The sequence below is a fragment of the Myxococcales bacterium genome (genome assembly GCA_016703425.1).
GTDB lineage: Bacteria > Myxococcota_A > Polyangia > Polyangiales > Polyangiaceae > JADJCA01.
This window is the reverse complement of sequence record JADJCA010000001.1, coordinates 841,072-866,239: the sequence shown is the minus strand read 5'-3', so window position 1 is coordinate 866,239 and position 25,168 is coordinate 841,072. Positions and strand designations below refer to the sequence as shown.

Below are 25,168 nucleotides of genomic sequence, written 5' to 3'. Positions count from 1 at the left end.
CCGCCTTGGATCCGAGGGTGGCCACAAGAGCGTCACAAAACTTCATGGCGCGAGACCGTGTGGGCCTCGCGCCATGACGCTACGAACGCAGCGGACGAGGTTCCTTAGAACGAGGCGCAAGCGCTCTCGGCGCCGGTCTTCGGCTGCGCGCTGACGCTGTCCTTGTAGTAGGCAAGCGAGAAGGACGAGCTCCAGCACTCGACGATGTCCACCGGCGTCCCGTTGAAGCTGCCGCCGCTGACGGAAACGTCCGCGCGACCGGCACCGCTCGCGTTCCACTGGCTCTTCAAGACAACGGTCTCGAGCTTGCCGTCCTTGTCCGCGTCCTTCTCGATGTCGGCGTTCGCCGTTACGTCGAGCACGCCGGCGCCCTGCGCGAGATGACTCACCTTTGCGGTGGCCTTTCCGACGCCGTCGTCGGGCACGAAGTCCACGGCGATGGTCTTGGGGAATTGGCGGACGTCGTACGTCACCTTGGTCTTGCCGAAGTCCTTGGCCTTCGCCGGGTCGAGGCTTCGGAACGCCTCGTTGTCGGCCTCAAGCCATCCCGTCTGGTGCAGCGCATGGGACTTGCCGTAGCCGCGGCCCTTGAGCACCGCTCGGAAGTCGGCGTCGTTGGTCGAGTTGCGCGCTCGCCCCTCAAGCGCGTAGTCGTATTCGCCGGAGCCGCCTTCGGAGACCACGAGGCGCCAGGTCACCGGTTCGAGGGCGGTGCCTTGGTAGGGGCCCCACACCGCGCGGTTCGGGTAGACCGAGGTTGGGGTCGTCTGGGCGACGGCCCAGATGATGGCCAAGATGGCGCCCGTGTTCTGGTCCATCGCGCTCGTCAGTTCGCGCGTGAAGCTGTAGAACTTCGCGTCGGAGACCGTCGCCGACGGGCCGCCTCCGCCGTTCAAATCGCGCGTCGAGGTTGCCGATGCGCCGCTGCCGCCGGGAACGCGAAGGGCGACCGAGCCCTCGGCGGGAAGCGGTTCGCGGTACTTCTCGGCGTCCGACGTTTCGATCGAGCACGCCGTGGCGCCGAGCGCGCTCAGCCCAACCACCAACCCCAACGTCCAAACACTTCGCATTGGCTTTCGTTCCTCCCTCGACGGCGACGCGCCGCGGGGGGCCCACATCCAAGGACTGTGCCGCCTGGTCACACCACGAATTCAGCGAGAATCCGCCGGGGGGTGAACGCACGTCCTCAGGGGGGCGTGTCCCGGGACGTGCCGCGCGGCGATGCGGCGGGCGTTGCGAGCGCCGTCGTCAACAAGGGAGCAAGCGCAGGCGAGAGGTCGACGCAGCGCTGGGCGCGGTCCGTGGCTTCACGAACGCGCTGGTGCCCCTCGGGCCAGGGCCTCGCCCGGAGGAACGTTTGAATGTCGGTGATGGTTCCGCGGTCGCACGCGCGGGCCAGCAACTCGGTGATGCGGCGCCCGCCGCCGCCTTCAAACCGCGCGTTGAGGCGGTCCCAGTTCGCTTGCGTCCACGCGAGCAAGGTCGGCCGCGCGCGGCGGCTCGATACGGCCGCATCGAAGAGCCTCCGCAAGTCCGTGTGGGACAGCTTGGCCAGCGCAAAATCGAGCGAGCGCACGACGAGGGTCTCATCCTTAAACGTCCCAAGGGCGCGCAGAAGGAAGACGCGCTCCTCCGGCAGCGTCGCCTTCTCAAGTCGCGCCGTCAGGTCAACCCATCGCTCCGCGGACGCGCGGCGTGAGGCCAGCTCCACTGCGAGCGCCAAGAGCTCCATGGGAGGGCCCTCCTGCCCGGCGAGCCATCTGCGCGTGAGAGCTTCGGCGTCGCGCAAGGTATCGTCGTCATCGCCGAGCTCGCCCGCGGCCCGCAGGACGGCTTGCCGAAGGAGCGCCGTCTCACGGGGCCCGTCGCCGTCGCGCGGGGTGACGCGGCCCAAACGCGCGTCAGCGCTCCCCCAGCCGAGGCGGCGCCGGTGAGCCGCGAGGCGCGTCCTGACGAAGTCACGCAGCAGGGGCGCATCCGCCGCTGCGTATTCGTTGAGTTCGTACAAGACGTCGATGAGTTGCTGCACAACAAGCCGGTCTCGCTCTTGGTCGAACGCCTCCAGTGTCGCGAGCAAGAGCTTGGGGTCGATGTCGCCCGCGCGGGTCATGGCCCACGCGTCCGCCACGAGTCCGATGCGATCCTCGACGTCGAGCTTGGCGACGTCCCTCACGAGTTGCCTCAGGTGCTCGGCGCGAAGCGACGAACGCACGTAGGCGCCACGCCCCTTGTTGGCGAGGATCGGGACCCCGCAACCTTCCGCCACAGTCACCGCTGTGCGGTGCTCTCTGAGGACCTGGCAGCGCTCCGCTTTGGGAGGTGCGCCAAAGCAGTATGGAATGACCCACTGGGGAAGCGGCCGTGGCGGAGGCGCGCCACCCAGCGGGGCCCAGGGAAACTGCGACAACACGAACGAGGCGGTCTTGCCATGGCACTCGCGTTCTACGGAGACTGCAGGGACGCCCGCTTGCTCGACGAAGGAGCGGAGCACCAGCGCGGCGTCGGGATCCTTCGCGGCGACCGACGCAAACAAGTCGGTGGCCATCGCCGAGCCGTGTGCGTGGGCGGTGAGGTAGCCGCGGAGGGCCTCGGCAAACTTCTGGCGCCCCATTCGCCGTTCGGTCATGGAAAGGATCGCCGCGCCCTTGTCGTAAGAGAGCGCGTCGAAGGCGTCTTCCGGTTCGATGCCTTCGGCGCGGTGAAGCGGCCTCGCCGAGGCGAGCTCATCGGCGGCCATGATCCACGCCGTCTTGCGGACGGCTTCGACGCTCGTTCGCGTCTCCGGCCGGACCTCATCCATCACGCGGGCCGAGAGCCACGTCGCAAACGACTCGGAGAGCCAAAGGTCGTCCCACCACTGCATCGTGACGAGGTTGCCGAACCACTGATGCGCAAGCTCGTGCGCCATCACGTGGTCGCGCGCTTCGATGGCACGAGGCGACGCCTTCTTGCCGTCGAGCAAGAGGAGGTCGTCGCGGAACGTGATGAGCCCAGCGTTTTCCATGGCGCCGGGGCCGAAGTCGGGGACCGCGACGAGGTCGAGCTTGGCGTAGGGGTAGGGGACGCCGAGTGTTCGCTCGAGGGACGCCAGCATGGCGGCGGCAGGCTCGAGGGCGCCGCGGGCGAGGTGCCCCATCGTACGCGGCGCGACGACGCGAAGACGCGCGTCGCGGGGGTGGGCCTCGATGTCGAAGTCTCCAACGGCGAGGGCGACGAGGTACGTTGGCAGAGGCGGTGTCTTCGCGAACGCGAAGAGCGTGCCCGCGGCGTCGTCCTTGCGTTCGCGTTCCGGTCCGTTGGACAGCGCGATGACTCCCTTTGGGACGTGGACCGCGATCTCGAACGGCGTCTTCTCGCGCGGGTCGTCGAAACACGGCATCAGGCGCCGCGCGTCGGCTGGTTCGTGCTGCGTGAAGAGAAAGCGTTGCCCGCGACTCTCGGCGCGATAGAGGCCCGAGAGACTCGAGGACACAGCCCCTGTGTAGTCGATGCGCACCGTCGCGGCGCCGCGCGGCAAGGCCGGCTCGAAGCGCAAGACCAACTCGTCGGCGGGACGACCCGCCCTCGCGCGCCGCTCGACGAGAGTTCCTCGGTGCAGAAGCCCCAGTGACGTTGCGTCGACGAGCTTCGGCGTGACGTCGCGACCGTGGAGGACGAACTCGGAGGTCGCGGCGCTTAGCTCAAGGTCAATGTCGACGTGGCCCGCGAAGCCATCGCGGTTGGGGTCGACGTCGAGGCGCAGTCGGTATTCGCGCGGCCGCACCTCGCGAGTGAGCCGCCCGCCCATCGAGACGCCCGTCACGACGGGGCCGGCCGCGGCCACGGGACGCGGAGCGAGCACGCTTGCCTCGGGGCGTGCGTCCGGCGTTCCGGCGCCGGCGCACCCGAAGACGTCGAGCGAAAGAACGAGGAAGACGGAGGCCCGCGCAAGCCGCATGCGCGGCATCGTAGCGCTAAGCGAGCTACTACCTCGACTGCTCTGCTACCTCGACTGGGAGAGCGGCGCGCGCGTCGAAGCCCGATGGATTCCGCTGCGGGGCTTGGCGGCTCGCTGGCGCTGCGAGGGGCCGCGGGCCGGGACGGTTAGCGAACCGGTGACCGCGCGCCGCACGACGACGAAGCACAGGCTCTTGCCGGTCATCGCCAAGGACGTCTGCTCACCATCGGGGCCGCGACTCCAGAGCACCGCGCGCGCGCCGGGAACGTACTCGCCGTAGACGTGACCACCTTCGGCGGCCCAAGCCACCACGCGCATGCCGACGAGCGGGCTCGTCGCGCTCGTCGTCGAAGGCTCGCCTTCGAGAGGGGACACGCGGCTTACGATGCCGTCTTCGAGGTGAATCACCTCGCGCTTGGTTTCGATGGCGGTCGCGCCGTCGAGCGAGCGTGGCCGAACTGCGATCATCCAGCCGTCGCGCCTTTCGGCGGCCAGTCGCTTGAGCCATCGCTTCTGTTCTTGGATTCGTTGTTCAGGCGTCTTTGGGGAGGGTGCGCTCATGTCCTACTTAGCAGCACATTGGAGCACGGCGCGTGCCCACTCGAACGTTGTGCGTCTAATAAGCAATTTCAGGTGGTTACAAAGATTGACCTGCCCGTGTGAGCAGGCGTCGTGGAGCGGGCGATCCACTTGTGTGATCTCACCGTGCAATCAGGCGCTCGGCTTCCAGCGAAAATAGGCCCAGGAGCGTGGAACTACGAGGCAATCCGCGCGAGCGCTGGTCGCCCCAGTGACCAGTCGAACCGAAGCGCGCGGTTCTCATCGGCCAGCGGTGCAGGTATGAGGGGCGGATGCGCGCTATCGCCTTCGCCCTTCCCGTTGCGCTCGCACTCTTAGCCGGTCCGTCATCCACGTCCGCCCAGATTGGCCACAAGGCGCTGCCACCGTCCTCGGCCGCCAAGCCGAAGCTCGCTGTCGAGCGGACGCGGCTCCCGAACGGGCTCGAGGTCATCCTTCACGAAGATCCGCGGACGCCCGTCGTCTCCGTCAACCTTTGGTACCACGTGGGCTCGAAGGACGAGGCCGAAGGCCGCAGCGGCTTCGCGCACCTCTTCGAACACATGATGTTCCAAGGGTCGAAGCACGTCGGCGAAGACCTGTTCTTCCGCTACCTCGAGCGCGTCGGCACGACCGACACGAACGGCACGACGAGCACCGATCGCACCAACTACTTCGAGACGGTCCCGAAGAATCAGCTCGAGCTGGTCCTGTGGCTCGAGAGCGATCGCATGGGCTTCCTCCTCGACCACGTGGACACCAAGAGCTTCGAGAACCAACGCGAGGTCGTGAAGAACGAGCGGCGCCAGAGCTACGAGAACCGACCCTACGGGCTTGTTCCGCAGTTCGTGAGTGAGGCCCTCTACCCGCCGGAGCATCCCTATCATCGCCTCACCATCGGCACGCCGCGAGACCTTGAGGCCGGCACCCTCGAGGACGTCAAAGGGTTCTTCCGCACGTACTACGTGCCCAACAACGCCACCCTCGTCGTCGCCGGCGATATCGATCGCAAGAAGACGCTCGACCTCGTCGAGAAGTACTTCGGCCCGATCCCAGGTTCGCCGCTGCCTTGCGCCGCCTTGGCCAAGCCGCGGGCCGGGTGCGTCGGCGCGCCGCGACCTACGGTTTCGGCCAGCCTGCCTAGCGAGGCCCGCCTCGAGGTTGCGGCCAACGTCGAGCTCCCGCGCGTCGAGATCGCGTGGAACACGCCGTCATTCTTCCAGCCGGGCGACGCCGAGCTCGACTTTCTCGCCCACGTGCTCGCGTCGGGCAAGACGAGTCGCCTTTACAAGCGCCTCGTCTACGACATGCACATCGCGCAAGAGGTCTACGCGTACCAGGCGTCGCGCGAGCTCGGTTCGATGTTCGAGATCGGCGCGCTCGCGCAGCCCGGCCACACCGCCGACGAGCTCTTGGCGGCCATCGAGGATGAGCTCGACAAGGTTCGCAAGGAAGGCCTTCGCGCGGGCGAGATCGCTCGCGCCCGCGCCGAGGTGACCGCCGGCCTCGTCTTCGAGGTCGAGCGCGTCGGTGGACGAGCCAACATGTTCAACACGTACAATCACTACACGGGCCGTCCCGACTACCTCGAGCAAGATCTCGCGCGCTACGAGGCGGTGTCGGAGGCGGGCGTGCAAAACGCAGCGAAGGCATCGCTCGGCGCTCAGCGAGTGGTCTTGCGCGTCACGCCCGACAAGGCAGCGCCCCTCGCCGGCGAGGTCCGGAGCAAGACGGGAGGGTACCCGGCGCGGCCGCCGGCGGGAGCCCCGCCGATCAGACCTCAAGGCGCGGCTGCCCAAGGTGCACAAGGGGGCGCGAAATGAAGACCTCGCGACGGTTCGGGTCCCTTCTCTTGCTAGGGCTCTTGGTCGGCTGCGGTGCCGCGTCGCCGGAACCTGAGGTTCCCATCGTGCCTCCGCCGGTTTCACAGCCCAAGGTCGCCAAGACACCGCCGCCGGTCGTCCTCACGACGCCTGATGCGCCGTTTCGTCAGAAGGCACCAGCAGCCGACGGTTCGGTGACGTTTGTCCCGCCGAAGATCGAGACGTTGAAGCTCAAGAACGGCCTCCGCGTGCTCTTCGTCGAGCGCCGCGACCTGCCCATCGTCAGCGTTCGCGTGGTCATCAAAGGGGGCGCCGGCGACTACGACTTCAAGCCCGGCGTGGCCTCGTTCATGGGATCGATGCTCGAGCAAGGGGCCGGTAAACGAAGCGCCCTCGAGATCTCCGACGAGTACGAGGCGATCGGCGCGCAACACGGCGCCGGCGTCGACTGGGACTCGGCCTACGTGGCCGTCAAGGTCATGTCGGAGCACCTCGAGCGCGCGCTCGACCTGCTCGCCGACGTCACGCTGCGGCCGACCTTCCCCGAGGCGGAGATCGAGCGACAAAAGGAGCGGCGTCTCGGCAACTTGGTTCAAGAACGACGCAGCGCCGGCGCCATGGCCGGCAACGCGGTCTCCGCCACGGTCTTCGGCCGCAAGCACCCCTACGGTCACGCGCTCGTTGGCCGCGAGGAAGACGTCAAAGCCGTGAAGAAGGGTGCCCTCGAAGGCGCCTACCGAACGCTCTTCAACGCCAAGCACGCCACCCTGGTCGTCGCCGGCGACGTCGCGAAAGACGACGTCACCGCGAAACTTGAAAAGGCTTTTGGCGGCTGGAAGCCAACGGCAGGCGCGGCGCCGAAAGCGCCCGCAACGCCGAAGCTGAGCGAGAAGGAGTCGCGGCTCGTCCTCGTTGACCTGCCGAAGGCCACCCAGACCCAGGTTCTCCTCGCCCAGCCCGGCGCGCCGTTCGGGTCCCCCGATCGGGAGGTCATTTCGGTGCTCAACGCCATCTTGGGCGGCACCTTCGGGAGCCGCATCAACCTCAACCTGCGCGAAGACAAGGGGATCACCTACGGGGCGCGCTCACGCTTCGGGCTCTACCGCGGCGCCGGTTCCTTCACGGCTGGTGGCGCCATGGCGGCGAAAGACGGCGGTGGCCTCGCGGCGGCCACGACGGTCGCCATCCGCGAGCTCTTCGCCGAAGTGCAGAAGATGCGAGACGTCGAGGTCAGCGACGACGAGCTCAAGAACGCCAAGGAGCAGATGAAGCTCGCCATGCCTGGGCGCTTCGAGACCGTCTCCGAGGTGACCTCTGCGCTCGAGGATCTCGCCGTCTATGACCTGCCTGCTGATGATTTTGGCAAGCGCGTCGCGCGCATCGAGGCCGTCACAGCCAAGGACATCAAGCGCGTGGCGACGGACCTCTTGCGCCCGAAGGCCATGAAGGTCGTGGTTGTGGGGGACAAGGCGAAGCTCGAGGCGGACCTCGACAAGCTGCACCTCGGTCCGATGGATGTTCGCGACGCCACTGGCGAACCGGTCAAGGCTGACGCGCCCAAGAAAGAGGAACCGAGCGCCGCGCCGAGCAAGACGGACACGAAGCCCAGCGCGCCCAAGGCCGGTGCACCGAAGAAGGAGCCGGCGCTCAAGAAGTGAACGCTACTTCTTCGTCTTGTCGATGGTGACGTTGTAGCAAACGGGCGGGCAGTCGGCGCCGTTGGGCTGGCTGGTCTCGTAGGTGGCGCGCTCTTGGAGTTGCGCCACCGCGGCGTTGTCGACGACGACCTTCACTTCGTAGACGTCGCCGGCGCGCGGCTGCGCGCCCTCCAGGTTGTAGGCGAACTCGAGGAGGTAACCACCCGTCGCGTCGGGGGAGCCGGCGACGCCCTTGACGTCGACGGAGCCGGAAAGGTTGAACGGCAACCGATCGCCGGGGGCCGCCGGGACGTTGTTGATGCGACCGCTGGCGCATGCCGCCGTGGTGCCGTCGCCGCGGCACGCGGTCACGGTGGCGCGCGCCAGGTCCGCCGCCGACACCGTCGCCGTCATGCGCACCGTCGCCGCGCTCTGACAGGCCAAGAGCGAGCACACCTTGCTCGAGCCGCAGGCGAGAAGCGCTGGGCCAGTACCCGCGCCTGTGGCGAAGAGCGTGAAGAAGGGAACGAGGAGCGGAAGAGGGAGCCAAGAACGCACGGGGGCAGGGTAGCCCGGGAGCGCTCCGCCGTGCAGTCCGTTTCCGGCGCGTGGGGAAATTCGGCGGCCCGGTATCTTTGGTGTCCGCCTTGCCGTCGGGCCAAGTTGACGTCGTGCCCGTGGTAGCCTGCCGGCACAGACGCTCGATGCAAACCGAAGTCCCGTCCACGCCGCTCAGCGCCCGTCTCGCCGAGATCTCGCGCACTCTCGAGACGACGTTCCTCGGCAAAGAAGAGGTCGTGCGGCTCCTGCTCATCGCGGTCATCGCCGGCGAGCACGCCGTCCTTATCGGGCCCCCCGGCACCGCCAAGTCGGCACTGGTGCGCCTCTTCTCGAGGCTCCTCGACGCTCGCTACTTCGAGTACCTCTTGACCCGCTTCACCGAGCCCAACGAGATCTTCGGCCCCGTCGACATCTCGGCCTTTCGCGAGGGCCGCTACGAACGACGCATCGAAGGCATGTTGCCCGACGCCGAGATCGTCTTTCTGGACGAGGTCTTCAAGTCGAATTCGGCGATCCTGAACGCGCTGCTCACGCTCTTGAACGAGCGCCGCTATACAAGTGGCGGCCGCGTCCTTTCGTGCCCGCTGCTCTCGGCCTTCGGCGCCTCGAACGAAGTGCCCACCGACGAGTCGCTCGCGGCCATCTACGATCGCTTCTTGCTCCGCATTCGGAGCGACAACCTTGACGCGTACCACTTCCAGGAGCTCCTCCAGCGCGGCCTCAAGCATGAGGTCCTCGCCATGGGCGGCGCCCCGGTGCGGCCGCTCGCTTCGGCAAAGGAGCTGGGCAGTCTGCACCGCGCGTTTGCGACGCGCCTGTCGTTCACCGACGAGTTCCTGTCGGCGTACAAGGGGCTCGCGTTCCAGATTCGTGCCGAGGGCATTTCGATCTCCGATCGGCGCGTCGTCAAGCTGCTCAAGCTCTTCGCGGCGAGCGCCTTCCTTGACGGACGCAGCAAGCCCGACGCATCCGATTTCTTTATCCTGAAGCACGTTTGGAACAACGAGGACCAAGCGGCGATCTTGGAGAGCATCGTCACGCCGGTGTTGGAAGCCCACTTCCGCGAACACCCGGCGACGCGCCGGGCCTCGACGCTCGGCGTGGGCATCGAAGGCTTCGCCGCGGAGATCGATCGCATCCGGCAGGTGCTCATCGGCGGCGGCGCGCTCGGCGATGTTCAGCTCTTCAGCCAGCTGAAGGCCTTGAGCGAGATCAAAACCGCCCTGTCGCAGCTGCCCGACGCGCGCGCCCCGGAGCTCGTCAAGCGCGTGGATCAGCTTCTCGACGCGTCGTTCAAGAGCGGGCGCTTCGCCCAGATTTGAGGAGGTCAGCGTGGCAGATGTCTTCATCGTAGAGGCCGTGCGTTCCGCCATCGGCGTCGGCAAGGCCGACCGCGGCGCCCTTTCAGGCATGCGCGCCGACGTGCTCCTTTCGAAGCTCCTCTCGGCGTTGGTCGAGCGCGCGAAGATCGATCCGGGAGCCATCTCCGATGTAGTGGCCGGCGTCGTCACGCCCATCGGCGAGCAGGGCTACAACCTCGCGCGCATGGCCGTGCTCGAGGCCAAGTGGCCCGTTGAGGTCACCGGCGTCACGGTCAACCGCATGTGCGGCTCGAGCCAGCAAGCGATCCATCAAGCAGCCCACGCGATCATGGCCGGGCAGGAAGAGCTCGTGGTTGCGTGCGGCGTCGAGAGCATGAGCCGCATTCCCATGGGGCACGACGGCCTCGCCGGCGCGAAACCTTGGCCGCCGGCGCCGCCTGAGTATCCCTTCGACTTCGTCCTCCAGGGAACAAGCGCCGAGCTCATCGCGGAGAAGTGGAGCCTGTCGCGGGAGGAACTCGACGGCCTCTCGCTCGAAAGTCACCGCCGCGCGGTGGCGGCGCGCGCCGCCTTTGCGCGTGAGATCGTTCCCCTCGACGTGACGCTCCCTTCCGGCGATCGGAAGACCTTTGCACTGGACGAAGGACCGCGAGAGGCGACGTCCATGGAGAAGCTTCGCGCGCTCCCTACGGTGTTCAAAGAGGGCGGTGTCGTCCACGCGGGCAACAGCTCACAGATCTCCGACGGAGCGGCAGCGGTTCTCCTCGCGAGCGAAGCCGCCATCAAGAGGTACGGCCTCAAGGCGCGCGCGCGCATCGTGGCGACGGCCACCGCTGGCGTCGACCCGGTGACCATGTTGACGGGCGTCATTCCCGCGACGCGCAAGGTGCTAGCTCGCGCCGGTCTCTCGATGAAGGACATCGATCTGTTCGAGGTCAACGAGGCTTTTGCCTCGGTCGTCGGCGCCTGGCAGAGAGATGTCGGCGCTGACTTGGCCAAGGTCAACGTGCGAGGCGGTGCCATCGCCCTCGGACATCCTTTGGGTGCGTCGGGCGCGCGTCTCGCCACAACGCTGCTCCACGCGCTCGAAGATCGCAGTGCGCGCTACGGCTTGCAGACGATGTGCATCGGCTTCGGCCAAGCGACGGCGACCATCGTGGACGCGAACGTGTGAATCGCGATCTCGTCTGCGCCTTCGACAGCTCCACGCCGCTCGCGTCGGTGGCGGTCTTTTCAATCGCGAAGAACGAGCTTGTCGCCAACGTCGAGCGTGTGATGGACCGTGCCCATGGCGAAGGCCTCCTGCCGCTCGTCGACGAGGTCTTGACGTCGCTCGGCCTCGGGCCCCGCGACGTGGGGCGGTGGGCCGTGGGCGTGGGGCCCGGCTCCTTCACGGGAACGCGCATCGGCGTCGCCACGGCGAAGGGCATCGTGCTCGCGACCGGCGCCGAGCTCGTCGGCGTCAGCGCCTTCGACGCCTTGTGCCTGGATGTCGCGCCTGATGCGAAGCGGCGCGAGCGGGTCGTCGCGCTGCTCGACGCGCAGAAGGGGGAGCTCTACGTGCGCGTGGACGGCGAGGCGCCGTTCTACCAGGCCGCCGGCTTGGTTGCGGGCACCCTTGGGCGGCGCATCACGCTGCCAGAGACCGCTCTGCTCGTGGGGGCGGCTTCGGCAGACGTCGAGCTCGCTGGCGCGCGTCGTTTGGTCGACCGGCCCCACGATGTGCCGCGCGCGTCGGCCATTGCGAGGCTCGCTGCGCGGGCACCCGCCGCGCGTGCCGAGACCGTCGAGCCGGACTACGTCAGGCCCGCCGACGTCACGCGTTAGCGGCGTGGCGGTGGCGTGGGATATTCGCGCCCCGTGTGGGCGAAGAGATGTCCGCAGGATTTCCGAGGAGTGGCCCAGGCGACGGGGAGAAAAGCGGATCGTTCAGGCCTTTTTCTAGTTCTCCCGTATTCTCAAGGTTATTCCGCGGTGAGGCCCGACGTGTCCGCTTCCTCAGCCTTCAACAACCGAGCGCCGACGCAGCCGGGTGACATCATCGCCGGCAAGTACCGCGTGGTGCGCGAGCTGGGCCGCGGCGGCGTCGGCGTGGTGGTGGAGGTTGAGCACCAGAAGTTGCGCCAGCGGCTGGCCATCAAACTCCTCGACCCGTTCTTCGTTCGCGACTCCGACATCGTCGACCGCTTCGAGCGCGAGGCCCGCGCCATGGCGGCGCTAAAGAGCCCCTACGTGACGGCCGTCAGCGACGTCGACGTGCTCGAAGACGGCACGCCGTACATGGTCATGGAGCTCTTGGAAGGCCACGACATGTCGGCGGAGCTCCGGAAGCGTCAGGTGCTTCCGCCGCTCGAGGCCATCGACTTCGTGGTGCAAGCTTGCGAGGGCCTCGCGACGGTTCACGCGCACGGCATCGTGCATCGTGATTTGAAGCCGTCGAACCTGTTCCTCGTTCCGACGGCCACCGGCCACACGGTCAAGGTGATGGACTTCGGCATCTCGAAGTTCGAGGGCAACGAGGTCACGCGCACCGGCTCCAGCCTGGGGACGCCGGCGTACATGTCGCCGGAGCAGGTTCGGTCGCCCCGTGACGTCGACGTGCGAACAGACATCTGGTCGCTCGGCGTGCTCCTCTTTCGCGCGCTCTCGGGCGCGCTGCCCTTCGAAGGCGAGGGCATCACGGGCATGTCCGTCGCCATTGTGAACGAAGAAGCGAAGCGGCTCGACGCGTTGCGGCCCGAGCTGCCCTACGAGCTGGTGCACCTGGTTCACCGTTGCTTGGAGAAGGATCGGGAAGCGCGCTTTGCGACGGCGACGGAGCTACGCGACGCGCTCACGGCTGTTCGCCGCACGATGCAAGTGCGCTCGCAGGCGCCGACGATTCCGTTCGTCGACCTGCCGGTGGAGAGCGGCGCGGAGGTCCTTGATTCCTTCATTCGGAACGCGCCGCGGGCTTCAACTGCCGCGACGCCGTCGAGCGCGAGCCCTACGGCCGCGCCTGCGATGGCGCCGGATCCGGCGAAGTCAAAGAAGGGGCTCGTCGTTGGGCTCGTCGTCTTTCTCGCCGCGCTCGCGGCACTGGGTGCCGTCGGCGTGATGCTCGTGCGTGTGAGGGCGCCGGAGGCGACGATCTCACCGGCCAGCTCGGCCGAGCCAACGCCACCGACGAGCGCCCCCGCCATGGAGCCGGCGCCGCCGGCAACCGCCGAAGCGCCCAAGGCGGTGGAGCCGGCGCCGTCCCCTGTTCCGTCAGCATCCGTCGTCCCAGCCGCTTCCGTCGACGCGCCCGCTGCGGCGGGGCCGGTGAAGGCGCGGCCCGCACCGCCAGCGGCAAGGCCTGCGGCTGCTCCGCCAGGCAAGCGACCCGCGCCGGTCAAGCCGGCTACGCCCGCATCGCCGGCAGCCCCGCCCGCCGAGATGCCCATGCTTCTTTGATGGAAAGTTCCGTAACCGCGGGAAAAGTCTGCGCGCTGCCTGGTCCGTCGCGACCTTAGGTACAGGTAGGGGTGCAAATCCGGAAGGCAGTGTTCGGCCCGTCGGGGACTTGCGGCGCCACCCTCGCGGTCTTCGCGTTGCTCGGCGCGTGCGGCACGGTCGACGAGACCCTCGCGCCGCCCGCGGGACGCCTCTCCGGTGGCGTCATCGATGCTGGGATTCCCGACGACATGGCGGGCATCAACGCGACCGGTGCTGGCGCGGGCAGCGGTGCCGATACGGGCCTTCCGTGTGACGTTCAGCAGCTCCTCGAAAATCGATGCATCGGGTGTCACCTCTCGAGCTCGCCGCCGCCGCTGCTCACCTACGACGATCTCTTGCGACCCCGCGTTGTCGGTGGCAAGACCATGGCCGAGACCTCGGTGGATCGCATGAAGAGCGCGACGAGCCCCATGCCCCCTCCGCCGGCGGTTTTGCCTACGGTCGAGGAGATCGCGGTCCTCGAGAACTGGGTCAAGGCCGGCTCGCCGAAGGGCGCGTCGTGCACGCCGGCGCCGGGCACACCCGCGGCCCCGAGCGGTGGCGTGTACAATACACCTTTGACGTGCACGAGCGGCAAGACGTGGACGGGCGGTCGTCGCGAGTCGCCGGACATGTACCCCGGCCGAGCGTGCATCACGTGCCACACCATGGAGGGGGGCCCCGACTACGTCGTAGCGGGGACCGTCTATCCGTCGGCCCACGAACCGAACGACTGCAACGGTGTTAACGCCGGCGTGACCGTCGTCGTGACCGACGCGACGGGGAAGGTGACCAACGTGCCGGTGCGGGGCACCGGGAACTTCTCCTTCAAGGGGCGAATTGCCCCACCGTTCAAGGTGAAGGTCGTTGGCGGCGGCAAGGAGCGCGTCATGGCGACGGCGGTCACGGCGGGCGACTGCAACGCGTGCCATACGGCCGCCGGGGTCAACGGCGCGCCGGGGCGCATCATGTCTCCCTAGAGGGGGGCTGCGCCCCCCCTCGCGAGCGAGCTCGCGAGCCTCCCCCTGCCGCACCTGCGCCTCCGGCGGGTGCTCCGCGACGGCGGGCAGCCGCCGCGCGGATTTCGGACGGGCCGTTCGGGTGGGCGGTGGCGCGCCGACGTGCTGTCCCCAACCCTCGCGGTCAGTCGAAGTCTTCGACCTTCCAGGCGCCGCGTTCACGGACGAGTTGGAGGATGCCGCCGGGGTAGGTCATCGTGGCCCGATCGCCAGCCTCTTCGAAAGGAGCCGTTGGAATCGCCTGGCGCACGGCCGCGATGAACGTCGCGACCTCCTGTTTTTCGGCGCCCTCGGCCCACTCCTTCAGCTTCTTCACGTCGAGCCCCTCCTTGTGACCGTCGGGGACGTACTTGAGGACGACGTCGTAGCGATGGCGTTCGAGGGCACGGAGGAAGCCCTGCACGGCGCGCCGCGGAGAGTCTTGCCCGTAGAGGTCGATGGCCGCCGCGTCGATGCGCCAGCGCCCTCCCTCCATCACGAGCACCAGCTCCTGGCCCGAGGGTCCGCTCACCGTCGCGGTGACGACGGCCGGAGCCGCCCCGCGCTGCAGCGCCTTGCCGAGCTCGCGCGCCTCGTCAGGGTTCTCGGCGAGCATGCGGCGAAACGCCTCCGGCGAGACGCCGCGCCGGGCTTCGCTCGAGAGAAATCGGTAGGCGTCGTCGGGCCGCGCTTCCTCGAGGGCGCGAGCGTACGAGCGCAAGACCGTTTCTGGGCTCTCCGTCTGCGCGGCGCCGCAGCCCGACAAAAGCAAGAAGCCCGCGACACACGCGGCCACACGTCGACGGCGGCCGGGGGCACGATGGAGCGTCGCGGAAGGGCCCGTGGGCATCGGATGCGCAAGGTAGCACGGGTCCGCGGCGGTCCGCAGGCCCTCGCAGGCTCAGGCGGCTCTGCACGACAGGCCAGCGCAGCGGCGGCCACCGGGCACGATCTCTCAGCCGAGACGGGCCCTTGGCTCGTGTATAACCAGGGCAGGTAGCCGTGGTCGATAGCAAAATTCAGGAGCCCGAGCTCCTACCCATCCTTCCGCTCCGCAACAGCGTCGTCTTTCCCGCGAGCGTTGTTCCCATCAACGTCGGGCGCTCGCGCAGCGTGCGCCTCGTCGAAGATCTCATCGGTCAAGAGCGCGCCGTTGTCGGCATCGTCAGTCAGCGTGAGGCTGACGTCGACGAACCAGGCTTCGCCGATCTCTACGAGGTCGGGACTGTAGCGCGCGTCGTAAAGATCATTCGCCTCGGTGCGTCGAACTACTCGGTCGTGCTCCACGGCCTCGCGCGCATGAGGCTCGAAGCGCAGGCCGGCATCGACCCGTACATGCGCGCGCGCGTGCGGCGCCTACCGGAAGACCTCGAGCGCGACGCCGAGCTCGATCGCCTCGGCAGCCAGCTCCGCAGCTCCATGCGCGAGGTGCTGCAGCTGATGCCCAACCTTCCCCAAGAGACGGCCGGCATTCTCGACAACGTCCGCGAGAGCGCGGCCCTGGCCGATCTCATCGCGTCCAACCTGACCATCGAGCAGGCCACCGTCGCCGACAAACAGAACATCCTCGAGACCCTCGAGGCGAAGACCCGCGTGCGCGCCGTCTACGCCATCGTGGGTCGCCAGCTTGAGGTGCTCCGCGTGCGTCGCGAGGTAGGGGCCATGGTCGAGAGCGAGGGCAAGAGCCAGCGCGAGCTCGTGCTTCGCCAGCAGATGAAGACCATTCGCGAAGAACTCGGCGAGGGCGCCGAGGACGACGAGGTAGAGGAGCTCCGCGAGCGCGTACGCAACGCGAGCTTGCCGGAAGACGCCCTCAAGATCGCTCGCAAGCAGCTCTCGCGTCTTGCGGGCATGCAGCAGCAGTCGGCCGAATACAACGTGACGCGAACGTACGTCGAGTGGTTGTCGGACCTGCCGTGGTCCAAGTTGACGACCGACAAGCTCGACGTCGAAGACGTGCGTCGCTGCCTCGACGAAGACCACTTCGGCCTCGAGAAGGTCAAGAAGCGAATCGTGGAGTACATCGCCGTTCGCAAGCTGCGCGGCGACAAGAAGGGCCCGATCCTCTGCTTTATCGGTCCGCCCGGTGTAGGCAAGACGTCGCTCGGTCGGTCCATCGCTCGGTCGATGGGCCGTCGCTACCACCGCATCGCGCTCGGTGGCGTCCGTGACGAAGCGGAGGTGCGCGGGCATCGACGAACCTACGTCGGCGCGCTGCCGGGCCGGATCATCCAGGGCCTCAAGAAGGTCGCCGTTCGCAACCCCGTCTTCGTGCTCGATGAAATCGACAAGATGGGCGTCGACATGATGGGCGATCCGGCGGCAGCGCTCCTCGAGGTGCTTGACCCGGAGCAGAATTCGACCTTCCAGGACCACTACATCGACACGCCGTTCGACCTCGCGCAGGTCACGTTCTTAGCGACGGCCAACAACCCCGACACAATCCCTGAGGCGTTGTGGGACCGGCTCGAGATCATCGAGGTCCCTGGCTACACGCGCATGGAGAAGCGCAACATCGCCCGCGAGTTCTTGTGCCCCAAGCAGCTCGCAGCCCACGGCCTCACGCCGGAGCGCCTCGAGTTCACGGTGGAGGGCATCGACGCCATCATCGACGAGTACACGCGTGAGGCCGGCGTTCGCGGCCTCGAGCGAGAGATCGGCGGGGTCTGCCGTCACGTGGCCATGCGACTGGCCGAGGGCGAGGACCTTCACATCGTCGCCAACAAGGAGACCGTCGAGAAGATCCTCGGCGTGCCGCGCTTCACACGTGAGGTCATCGAGGAGGCGCTCACGCCCGGCGTAGCCACGGGCCTCGCCTGGACGCCGAGCGGCGGTGACGTGCTCTTCATCGAAGCGTCCAAGATGCCTGGCAAGGGCATGGTCACGGTGACCGGCAACTTGAAGAGCGTCATGCAGGAGTCGGCCTCGGCGGCCGTCACCTTCGTGCGGAGCAAGGCGGCGCTCTTGGGGCTCGACCCGGAGTTCCTGAAGACCATCGACCTCCACATCCACGTTCCCAAACACGCCACTCCGAAGGACGGCCCGAGCGCCGGCGTGACCATGTTCACGGCCGTCGCGTCGCTGCTCCTGGGAGTTCCTGTGAAGAAGGACGTGGCGATGACCGGGGAAATTACTCTGCGCGGCAATGTGCTTCCCGTCGGCGGCATCAAGGAGAAGCTCTTGGCTGCGCACCGAGCCGGCATGCGGATCATCCTCATTCCGGCGCGCAACGAGCGCGATCTCGACGACGTTCCCAAAGACGTTCGCGCCGAGCTGACCATCCACCTGATCAACCGCGTGCACGAGATTTTGCCGATCGTGCTCGAGACACCACCCGACAGCCCGCCGCCGAGTCTGAAGTCGCCGCCTACCAGCGGTGACGGCGGTGAGGCCACCGTCTGAGGCTCGCGGAGCTCCGGGCGGTGTGGCGTAGGGCGCTGCTGCCCGGTCCCTTGGGCCTCGGGGCGCTCGTCGCGTTTCTCGTCACGTTCGTCGTCGGCTTCGCTCCGCTTTTTGGTCCACCGGGGTACGAGCAAGCACTCGTCACGGGCTTCGTCGCGCCGCCGACGGCCGCCGTCGCGATGGCCCTCTTGCTCGCGCGCCGCCGCGAGGCGCCGCTCACGCAGTTGCTCCTCGGTCTCGGCGGCGGGGCGCTCGTCGCCGCGGCCGCGTTCGCTTCGTCATTGCTCCATGGTCTGCGCGTCGGGTTCTGTGGCGTGGGCGCAGCGTCGCTTCACTTCTTGCTCACGGCCGGCGTCGGGAGTCTTCTCGGAGGAGCATGGGGGGCGTTCGTGGCTGAAGGCGCGCGCCGCGCGAAGCGGCCCCGGCTTCACGCGACCGTCTTCGGTCTGGCGGCACCCTTGTTGTCCATTGCGGTCGGCGTCGCCCGCTTCATCGGGTCACCCATGGTCTTCGGCTACGACCCGTTCGTCGGGTACTTCGCCGGCACGCTCTACGACACCGTCGTCGAGGCGGGAACGCCGCTCTTAACCTATCGCCTCGGCACCTTGGCGACGATTTCGGCGTCGCTCTTCGCATGCGCGCTCTTCGAGCGACGTGCCGATGGCGGCGTCGCCTTCGTGGTGACCGCCAGCGGCGCGCGACGGAGCGCTTTGGCGGTCGCTGCCGCCGGCGCCGCCGGGCTCAGTCTCGCGATCACGTTGCTCGGGCCATCGCTCGGCCACTGGCACACGAAGCAATCCATCACCGCCGCTCTCGGAGGCGTCGTCGCTGGGCCGCGGTGCGACGTCGTCTTCCCTGACGACACGCCGCGCGACCTGGCCGCACTCATGCTGCGCGATTGCGAAGAGCAGCTGCATGGCGTGGAGGAATCGCTGGGCGCCAAAGGGCCGCCGCGCGTCACGGCCTTCTTCTTTCGCGACGCGGCGGAGAAGAAGCTCCTCATGGGCGCCGCCGACACGTACATCGCAAAGCCTTGGCGCCATGAGGTGTACCTGCAAACTGCACCGTACCCGCACCCGGTCCTGGCGCACGAGCTCGCCCATGTCGTCGCGGGGGCCTTCGGCGTCGGGCCGTTTCGCGTCGCGGGCCGCTACGGCGGCCTCCTGCCCAACCCTGGCCTCATCGAAGGTGTCGCTGTCGCCGCGGCTCCCGATCACGACGTGCTCAGCGATCTCGAGTGGTCGCGGGTCATGCTCGACCTCGGCATCTTGCCGCGCCTCGACGTGGTCTTCTCACTAGGCTTTCTGGGGGAGTCCTCGGCCAAGAGTTACACCGTCGCGGGGGCCGCGGTGCAGTGGCTCGCCGACACGAGAGGACGCGATAAGGTCGTGGCGCTCTATGGGGGCGCGGCTCCCGAGGCGGTTTTTGGCGCGAGCTGGGCGACGCTCGATGAAGCCTTTCGCGCGCACCTCATGAGCCTGTCGGTCGGCGCGAGCGCTAGGGCGTACGCGAAGGCGCGCTTCGATCGCCCCGCGGTCTTCCGCCGTCGCTGTCCTCACGAGATCGACGGGCTTGTGCACGAAGCTGTGCGTTGCCGTGACGCGTTGCGCTTCGACAAGGCGGAGGCGCTCTACGGGCAGGCGCTCGGAAGGCACGCGCGTGAGATGCCAGCGCTCCTCGGGCGCGCCGTGACGGCCCTCAAGCGAGGCGATTTCGAGCGCGCCGGCACCCTGCTCCGCGCGCTCGCAGAAGACGAGGGCGCCCCCCGAACGACGCGCGACAAGGCCGACGAATTCTTGGGCGATCTCGACTTCCATGAGGGTCGATTCAGCTCCGCGAGCGAGCGCTACCGGGCCATCGCCGCGCGCGTGCTCGACGAAGACGTGGGCCGAACGCTTGAGGTCAAGGCGCTCTTGGCCGACGATCCTCTGGCCCGCAGCGCGCTCGAGGCGCTGCTCCTTGGGGCGCCAGGTCGCGGGCCCGACATGACCGTTGCGCTCGCTCGCGTGTCGGCGTGGCGCGCGAAGACCGAGGACCCGTTCGCCGACTACCTGTTGGGTCGAAACCTCGTGGGGAAGGCCACCGGCGACGCCCTCGTGGCGCTGCGTCGAGCGGCGAGGGGGCCGCTGCCCACGGCGCGCATTCGTCGCGAAGCCGCGCGGCAGTTGGCCTTCACCGCGTGCTCGGTCGCAAGCGCGGAAGCCCTCGCCGAGGCTCGGTCTGCCGTGGCGCGTGAGGTGTCGGCGGGCGCACCGTCAGGCTGGGTTCTCGAGGTGACGCGTCAGCTGAGGCTCTGCGCCCCGCCGAAGGCCTGAGCTCAAGGCTTCTTGAACTTGAGCGTCATTCGATCGCTCTCGCCGATGGCCAGGTATTTGGCCTTGTCGACCTCGCCGCCCCGGAGCGAAGGCGGGAGCGACCAGACCCCGTTCGGATGGTTCTTCGTGTCCCGCGGATTCGCGTTGATCTCGCTCTTCTCGGTGAGCTGAAACCCCGCAGCGTTGGCGAGTTCGACGGCCTTGTCCTCGGTGACGTAGCCGGTCTGCTGCATCTGGGCCAAGGTGGTGCCAGAAGCGGCGCGGTGCTCCACGACACCTAAGGTTCCGCCAGGCTTGAGGACCCTGAAGGCCGCCGCGAAGATCGCTTCCGTGTCGCCATCGCCAAGCCAATTGTGAATGTTGCGGAACGTGAGAACGAGGTCGGCGGAGCCGTCGGGGCCCAGCGGGATGCTCTTGGGTGGGTCGATGACGACCGCGTTGACCTTGTCGTAGAGCGCCGGTGACGCCTTCAGCTTTCGGTCGAGTGACGCGCCGAACTTGCTGGTCGCCGGATTCCAGTTCGTGACGATGAGACGACCGCGGTCGCGGAGCACAGGCGCGAGGAGTTCGGTGTACCAGCCGCGGCCCGCGTAGAGCTCGACGACGGTCATGTCGTCTTTGAGCCCGAAAAACATGAGCGTCTCTAGCGGATGGCGGTGCGCGTCGCGCGCGCGGCTCTCGGTACGGTGTTCGCCGGCCATGGCCCACTTGATCTTCTCGGGCGTGCCTTCGGGGGCAGCCGCAGCGCTCACTCGCGCGTAACTTGGCTCTGCGTTGCTCGCGGCGGCGTTGGGGGCCGCCACGGACCCGCCGCAGGCGGACGCGGTGGCAGCAGCGAGACACAGGGCGAAGGCAGGCGTCATGCGCATCATGCGCGGCAGCTTACATGGAACACCGGGCGGCATCACCGGCTGCGGGGCCGAGTATGATTGGCCCCATGGCTAGCGCGTCGAGGGTTCGCGGGCGTGGCGAGGGAGCCGCGGAGCGCCTCGCGAAGGACCTCGCCGTCCACATCGAACAGGCCGTTGAGGCGACCGTCGCCGCGGCGTGGGCCGAGGGCGTGCTACGAGCGAAGAGCGACTGGACCGCCGCTTTCGGAGGCGAGCAACACTCGCTCGGTCGTGCGTTCTACACACATCTCGAGCAAGGGACGCTCGACGAGTATTTCGCCGATGCGCCCCGCTCCGACGAGCGCGTGGAGGCTGCTGCGCCGGGCCTCCAGTCGACGATGCGTGCGCTCGTCGCGCGCGTGACGGGCGCGGACGTCGTCGCGCGACGGGACTTCTGCGGGCCTGGCGTTCACATCTTTTCGCCAGAGGAGAAGGTCGCGCGCGAGGGGGGCGTCGTTCACTTCGACACCGAGGGCCTTCCGGCGCGTCATCGCACGCTCAAGAAGCCCGCGCTCAGCTTGGTGCTCATGCTGAGCGCGCCCTCGGAAGGTGGCGGCCTCTCATTGTGGGACGTTCGGTACGAGGGCCAGGACGCGGTGCCCCGGCGGTCGCAGGCGCGCGCAGCCAAGGTCACGGTCCACAGCCGTGCCGGCGACGCCGTCCTCTTCGATAGCTACGTGCTTCACCAGATTCTCCCGTTCGCTGGCACCGCGCATCGCGTGAGCGCGACGGTGCACGCGGCTGAGGTCGAGGCGGGCCGCTGGGAGACCTGGTTCTGAGGCGACCCGCACGGTCCGCGCGTTGCTCGCGTCGGCTTAGTCGAGGCCCGCGAAGCCGAGCGCTTCGAGCTTCGCCCGACCGGCGGCGGACTTGGCCAACACGACGGCGCGATCCCCGCGGGGACAAACGCCGCAGGCCATGCACGTGATGGCCGGCTTTGTGGGTTCGACGAACCCCGCGTAGTGGACCGAGGCACCCTTGCCTTCGGCCCAGTGTCCGAGGTCGGCGGCGCTGCCGCGAGAGCCGCCTGGGCCGTCCCAGGGATTGGTGTTGCAAGACTTCGCGCTCGTGCCGACGGCCTTGTCGTCGGTTAGCTGGAACCCGAAGTCGTCGACGAGTCGCTTGGCGTCGTCCGCGTCCTTCGCTTTGACGAGGAGCTCGTCGCCGCGCGGGCACTGGCAAGCTGCGCAGACGGCCATCGGCGTCGGGCGAACGAGGAAGCCAACCTCCTCGAGGTCGACGTTTTGCGAGCGGAAGTACGAGTCAACGTCGCCCGCTTCTCCGGGGAGCGACGAGGCCAGGGCGTGCATCGGCATGGCGCCGTTCCACGGGTTCATTTGGCATTGCCGCGGAGCGTAGGTGAGCCAGACGCCGGGCGTGCCGGGCGTCGGCGCCGCGGTGCTCGCGGAGTAGAGCGTGTTCGTCGTGCCGTCGGCGAGCGTCTCTTCGACGACGAGGGGGCTCGCGCCGAGCGCACAGGTGGCGAGGCGATAGTCGGTGATCTTGATCGCACGCCGGTGCCCGCCTTGCGTCTTCGAGCCCGTGAAAGTCTTGATGCCGCAGCTGCCGGCGGTCTCGCGAAGGCGGAAGCTTCGCGGGTTCGGCGCGAGCATCACCGCGCAGAGGCCTTCGGCGACGTTCGAAAGCTTCGCCGTCGAGCCCGATGACGTTGCCGCGAGCTCGAGCGCCGTGAAGACGTCGCACGCACGTCCCGTGAGGCCTCGTTGCGGCGCGTCGTAGAGCTTGAACGTGCCGGGCGTGATCTTGGCGCGAAGCGCGTCCTCCGTGGTCGTCTCGTCGCCGTCGGAGACGTCGGTGTCGTCGGCGCTCGAACACGCCAACGAGCCAAGAGAAAGGACAAGGGCCAGTGAAAGAACTCGCGTCATGGTCGTCGCCTCCAGCGTTCGGTGTGGAGTACGACCCGCGCGCACTTTGTCTGACAGGGCGCGCGACGCTTTTCTTACCGCGCGAGCGTTAAGGTGACGCGTCGCTCGACGGCGTTGCGGCCCTTCGCCGGTAGACCGGCGGCGACGGCGCGCGGCTCACCGATCAAGGCCACAAGTGCGCCGCCGTCGAGTGTCTCGGCCGTCGCCGAGTTGGGGATGCGGCCCCGCACGCGGATGGCGCCTTCGGCGGAGGTCTCGGTGGCAATCTCGACGAGCTCCGTGGTGCGGCCGCCGCGCTCCAGAAAGATGCGCGCCACGATGGCGGCGGACGCCGCGCGTTCGGGGCGGAGCACCAGCTCGAACGGTGAGCCCGCGCGAACCCGCAACGCCGGCGTGGCGGCCTGCGCGGACGCGCCCCGCAGCTCGCTCTCGCCGCCCGTGGCCGTGACGACGTAGGGCGGAAGCGCATCGCCGCTCGAGCGAACGAACAGGAACCCTACGGCCGCGGCGATGGCCAACGGCCCAAGAACGCGGCGCGCGAAGAGTGGGACCACGCGCGCCGTCCGCTGCGGGCCGCCGCCCTCGGCGGTGCCGAGTTTTTGTTCCACGGAGCGGAGCACCCCGTCTTCCTCTTCGTCGGAAAGCGGTCGGTAGAGTTCGAGGCGGGGCGAGACGGTGGCGGGGCCGGTAGCGTTACCGACAACTTGCGAATCGAGTGCGGCGGACATGGTTCGAACCTCGTCTTCCGAGAGCTCGTCCGAGAGGTGCTTCTCGAAGGGCAATAGCTCGCCCTTCTCCTGGCGGAGGTGCTCGGCGAGCGCTTGGGCCACGGCGAGGGACTCGGATTCTCGTTCTTTCACGAACTCTCTCTCATGGGTTACGCGCCGCGGGGCCTTGGACTGACATTTTCGAGCTCTCGGGGGACAGCTCGCGAGCCAGCACCCGGATGTGCTTGGCCAGGCGACTTCGCCACGCGTAGAGCGCGTCGGCGGTCATGCCGGTCTCGCGGGCGACGTCCTCGACGGACGTCTCCTCGACAAACAGGCGGTAGAAGAGGTCGAGACCCTTCGGAGAGAGCGTCTCGCGCAGGCGGTCTGCGAGTCGCGTCAGGAGGTCCCGCGAGAGAAGGCCAAGCTCTGGCCCAGCCGTCGGCTCGAGCGCGTCGTCGAGGTCGTCGAGCTCGGTCGGGGTCTCCTTGAAGGGGGTTCGGCGGCCGCTCCGCAAGATCGAGACCGTTTGGCGTTCTGCGATGAGCCCCACCCAGTTCGCCAACGACAAGCCTCGATCGGGGGCCCAAGCGCGCAGCGCTTTGGCGTCGTCCTCGAAGAGGGCCAGGAAGACCTCTTGCATCAAGTCCATGAGCTCTTGCCGCGGCTCGCGTCCATGCTGCCCCGGGGCTCGAGCCAACATGCGGGCCACGCGCGCCTGCACGACGGGCATCAGCGCGACCATGAGGGCGCGTCGCGCCACGACGTCCCCCGCGAGCGCTGGCTCGAGGTGGCTCGAGGCGCGATCGAGCCTCTCGGACGCGGGGCCTCGATTCATTGCGCCGCAAGCCTCTCAGCGAAGCTGGAGCGGGATGCGCCCTTCGACGTAGTGGAGGCCCGGAGGCGGCTCCGGCAGGGTCACCACCATGGAACGCGCACGCGTCGGCGGCACCGTGATCGGCATCATGTCAACGGGGCGGCCGCGGGCGTCGGCGAGCGCCGCGTGGAAGCGAATGCGGTCCACGTTGGGCGGGCGCACGATGAAACCCTCACGTCGCCGGATGACCCCGCAGACGTCGCAGCCGACCGAGCCGCCCATGGGCACGATGTCGCTCGGGTCGAACTCGTAGCGCTCGCCGTTTAGTCGCGGCGGTGCGCCGCGCGAGCAACTCGGGAGCAAGTTCGTCGCTCCCACGTGGTCTTTGAGCGCGGCGGCGTCCGGCGCCGCGCCTCGGGAACGGGCGCGCCACGTGAAGCGGCAGCTCCCGTCGCGAATGTCGGCGGGCGCATCGGCAAAGAGAGGCCGCGCAAGCCAGGTGCCGTCCGTCGCCGTCACGTCCTCGCAGCGCGCCTCGCCCTGAAGGATCGCCTCGTAGCGTTTCGGCGCGTCGCTCTCGCTGCAGCTTCCGCCGAGCAGCGCATCGATGGCATCGTCTGCTCCCGTCTCGGGGGCGACGCGGACGTCGTCCCCGCTGGCGCATCCCGCGGCGGCGAGGCCGAGTAGCCACGCGCCTGAGCGCCACCATCCCCGCCTCGACGACGTTCGCCGCATGCCCACGCCCTGGTCTAGCATTCGGTGTCCTACACGCAACGACATGGCTTGCCCCGATCGGCTTTCGCTCGGGGGAAGGAAAACCTGACAAGGTCAGATGCGGATTCGCCGCTTCAGCGGATTT

Annotated in this window: 20 protein-coding genes; 10 read left to right on the top strand and 10 right to left on the bottom strand. The window is 68.1% G+C overall.

Annotated features, from left to right (window positions below; genetic code table 11):
- Window positions 1-104: 104 nt before the first annotated feature.
- From IPG50_03765 to IPG50_03755, 3 genes are all read right to left on the bottom strand, one after another.
- A complete protein-coding gene (locus IPG50_03765) occupies window positions 105-1,070 on the bottom strand; it encodes a hypothetical protein (protein ID MBK6691307.1) in 966 nt (321 codons plus the stop codon).
- A gap of 116 nt (window positions 1,071-1,186) precedes the next feature.
- The gene (locus IPG50_03760; protein MBK6691306.1) at window positions 1,187-3,937 is read right to left on the bottom strand and encodes an ERAP1-like C-terminal domain-containing protein; all 2,751 of its coding nucleotides are present in this window, start codon (window positions 3,935-3,937) and stop codon (window positions 1,187-1,189) included.
- 45 nt (window positions 3,938-3,982) lie between these two features.
- Entirely contained in the window at window positions 3,983-4,498 is a 516-nt protein-coding gene (locus IPG50_03755) for a hypothetical protein (protein MBK6691305.1), read from the bottom strand.
- 290 nt (window positions 4,499-4,788) lie between these two features.
- On the opposite strand from IPG50_03755, the gene IPG50_03750 reads away from it, so the two are divergent.
- Window positions 4,789-6,318: an insulinase family protein gene (locus IPG50_03750; GenBank protein MBK6691304.1), complete on the top strand. Its 1,530-nt coding sequence runs from the start codon at window positions 4,789-4,791 to the stop codon at window positions 6,316-6,318.
- Window positions 6,315-7,976 (top strand): insulinase family protein, encoded by a 1,662-nt coding sequence (locus IPG50_03745; protein ID MBK6691303.1) that lies wholly within the window; start codon window positions 6,315-6,317, stop codon window positions 7,974-7,976. Before IPG50_03750 ends, IPG50_03745 begins: the two co-directional genes overlap by 4 nt.
- 3 nt (window positions 7,977-7,979) lie before the next feature.
- Here the strand turns inward: IPG50_03745 and IPG50_03740 are convergent, their stop codons facing one another.
- A complete protein-coding gene (locus IPG50_03740) occupies window positions 7,980-8,513 on the bottom strand; it encodes a hypothetical protein (GenBank protein ID MBK6691302.1) in 534 nt (177 codons plus the stop codon).
- Between the two features lie 146 nt (window positions 8,514-8,659).
- On the opposite strand from IPG50_03740, the gene IPG50_03735 reads away from it, so the two are divergent.
- The 5 genes from IPG50_03735 to IPG50_03715 all read left to right on the top strand — a co-directional run bounded on the left by IPG50_03735 (window position 8,660) and on the right by IPG50_03715 (window position 14,274).
- Window positions 8,660-9,838 carry an AAA family ATPase gene (locus IPG50_03735; GenBank protein MBK6691301.1) on the top strand — a complete coding sequence of 393 codons (1,179 nt, stop codon included), beginning with the start codon at window positions 8,660-8,662 and terminating at the stop codon, window positions 9,836-9,838.
- Window positions 9,839-9,848: 10 nt separating this feature from the next.
- Entirely contained in the window at window positions 9,849-11,012 is a 1,164-nt protein-coding gene (locus IPG50_03730; protein ID MBK6691300.1) for a thiolase family protein, read from the top strand.
- Window positions 11,009-11,665 (top strand): tRNA (adenosine(37)-N6)-threonylcarbamoyltransferase complex dimerization subunit type 1 TsaB, encoded by a 657-nt coding sequence (tsaB, locus tag IPG50_03725; GenBank protein ID MBK6691299.1) that lies wholly within the window; start codon window positions 11,009-11,011, stop codon window positions 11,663-11,665. Before IPG50_03730 ends, tsaB begins: the two co-directional genes overlap by 4 nt.
- 159 nt (window positions 11,666-11,824) lie before the next feature.
- Window positions 11,825-13,273 carry a serine/threonine protein kinase gene (locus IPG50_03720; protein MBK6691298.1) on the top strand — a complete coding sequence of 483 codons (1,449 nt, stop codon included), beginning with the start codon at window positions 11,825-11,827 and terminating at the stop codon, window positions 13,271-13,273.
- 71 nt (window positions 13,274-13,344) lie between these two features.
- A complete protein-coding gene (locus IPG50_03715; protein ID MBK6691297.1) occupies window positions 13,345-14,274 on the top strand; it encodes a hypothetical protein in 930 nt (309 codons plus the stop codon).
- A gap of 163 nt (window positions 14,275-14,437) precedes the next feature.
- Here the strand turns inward: IPG50_03715 and IPG50_03710 are convergent, their stop codons facing one another.
- Window positions 14,438-15,142 carry a hypothetical protein gene (locus tag IPG50_03710; GenBank protein ID MBK6691296.1) on the bottom strand — a complete coding sequence of 235 codons (705 nt, stop codon included), beginning with the start codon at window positions 15,140-15,142 and terminating at the stop codon, window positions 14,438-14,440.
- Between the two features lie 152 nt (window positions 15,143-15,294).
- Between IPG50_03710 and lon the strand changes: the two genes are divergently transcribed.
- Both lon and IPG50_03700 read left to right on the top strand, forming a co-directional pair.
- Window positions 15,295-17,694 carry an endopeptidase La gene (gene lon, locus IPG50_03705; GenBank protein ID MBK6691295.1) on the top strand — a complete coding sequence of 800 codons (2,400 nt, stop codon included), beginning with the start codon at window positions 15,295-15,297 and terminating at the stop codon, window positions 17,692-17,694.
- A 20-nt stretch (window positions 17,695-17,714) separates the two neighbouring features.
- On the top strand, window positions 17,715-20,009 hold the full coding sequence (locus tag IPG50_03700; GenBank protein MBK6691294.1) for a hypothetical protein: 2,295 nt from the start codon (window positions 17,715-17,717) through the stop codon (window positions 20,007-20,009).
- A gap of 2 nt (window positions 20,010-20,011) precedes the next feature.
- Here the strand turns inward: IPG50_03700 and IPG50_03695 are convergent, their stop codons facing one another.
- Window positions 20,012-20,872 carry a class I SAM-dependent methyltransferase gene (locus IPG50_03695; GenBank protein MBK6691293.1) on the bottom strand — a complete coding sequence of 287 codons (861 nt, stop codon included), beginning with the start codon at window positions 20,870-20,872 and terminating at the stop codon, window positions 20,012-20,014.
- A gap of 62 nt (window positions 20,873-20,934) precedes the next feature.
- Here IPG50_03695 and IPG50_03690 point away from each other — a divergent pair, with 62 nt between their 5' ends.
- Complete coding sequence (locus IPG50_03690) at window positions 20,935-21,678, top strand: 2OG-Fe(II) oxygenase (GenBank protein MBK6691292.1); 744 nt, start codon at window positions 20,935-20,937, stop codon at window positions 21,676-21,678.
- Between the two features lie 36 nt (window positions 21,679-21,714).
- On the opposite strand, the gene IPG50_03685 is transcribed toward IPG50_03690, so the two are convergent.
- The 4 genes from IPG50_03685 to IPG50_03670 all read right to left on the bottom strand — a co-directional run bounded on the left by IPG50_03685 (window position 21,715) and on the right by IPG50_03670 (window position 25,065).
- Window positions 21,715-22,785 carry a hypothetical protein gene (locus IPG50_03685; GenBank protein ID MBK6691291.1) on the bottom strand — a complete coding sequence of 357 codons (1,071 nt, stop codon included), beginning with the start codon at window positions 22,783-22,785 and terminating at the stop codon, window positions 21,715-21,717.
- 74 nt (window positions 22,786-22,859) lie between these two features.
- The gene (locus tag IPG50_03680) at window positions 22,860-23,645 is read right to left on the bottom strand and encodes a hypothetical protein (protein MBK6691290.1); all 786 of its coding nucleotides are present in this window, start codon (window positions 23,643-23,645) and stop codon (window positions 22,860-22,862) included.
- A 10-nt stretch (window positions 23,646-23,655) separates the two neighbouring features.
- Window positions 23,656-24,330: a sigma-70 family RNA polymerase sigma factor gene (locus IPG50_03675; protein ID MBK6691289.1), complete on the bottom strand. Its 675-nt coding sequence runs from the start codon at window positions 24,328-24,330 to the stop codon at window positions 23,656-23,658.
- A 15-nt stretch (window positions 24,331-24,345) separates the two neighbouring features.
- Complete coding sequence (locus tag IPG50_03670; protein MBK6691288.1) at window positions 24,346-25,065, bottom strand: hypothetical protein; 720 nt, start codon at window positions 25,063-25,065, stop codon at window positions 24,346-24,348.
- Window positions 25,066-25,168 lie beyond the last annotated feature (103 nt).

Excerpts from the sequence above, each read along its gene's own strand:
- IPG50_03735 (MBK6691301.1), top strand. The coding sequence starts at position 8,660 with ATGCAAACCGAAGTCCCGTCCACGCCGCTCAGCGCCCGTCTCGCCGAG.
- IPG50_03695 (MBK6691293.1), bottom strand. The coding sequence starts at position 20,872 with ATGACGCCTGCCTTCGCCCTGTGTCTCGCTGCTGCCACCGCGTCCGCC.
- IPG50_03760 (MBK6691306.1), bottom strand. The coding sequence starts at position 3,937 with ATGCGGCTTGCGCGGGCCTCCGTCTTCCTCGTTCTTTCGCTCGACGTC.
- IPG50_03765 (MBK6691307.1), bottom strand. The coding sequence starts at position 1,070 with ATGCGAAGTGTTTGGACGTTGGGGTTGGTGGTTGGGCTGAGCGCGCTC.
- IPG50_03670 (MBK6691288.1), bottom strand. The coding sequence starts at position 25,065 with ATGCTAGACCAGGGCGTGGGCATGCGGCGAACGTCGTCGAGGCGGGGA.
- IPG50_03750 (MBK6691304.1), top strand. The coding sequence starts at position 4,789 with ATGCGCGCTATCGCCTTCGCCCTTCCCGTTGCGCTCGCACTCTTAGCC.
- IPG50_03675 (MBK6691289.1), bottom strand. The coding sequence starts at position 24,330 with ATGAATCGAGGCCCCGCGTCCGAGAGGCTCGATCGCGCCTCGAGCCAC.
- IPG50_03690 (MBK6691292.1), top strand. The coding sequence starts at position 20,935 with ATGATTGGCCCCATGGCTAGCGCGTCGAGGGTTCGCGGGCGTGGCGAG.
- IPG50_03685 (MBK6691291.1), bottom strand. The coding sequence starts at position 22,785 with ATGACGCGAGTTCTTTCACTGGCCCTTGTCCTTTCTCTTGGCTCGTTG.
- IPG50_03745 (MBK6691303.1), top strand. The coding sequence starts at position 6,315 with ATGAAGACCTCGCGACGGTTCGGGTCCCTTCTCTTGCTAGGGCTCTTG.
- IPG50_03710 (MBK6691296.1), bottom strand. The coding sequence starts at position 15,142 with ATGCCCACGGGCCCTTCCGCGACGCTCCATCGTGCCCCCGGCCGCCGT.
- IPG50_03755 (MBK6691305.1), bottom strand. The coding sequence starts at position 4,498 with ATGAGCGCACCCTCCCCAAAGACGCCTGAACAACGAATCCAAGAACAG.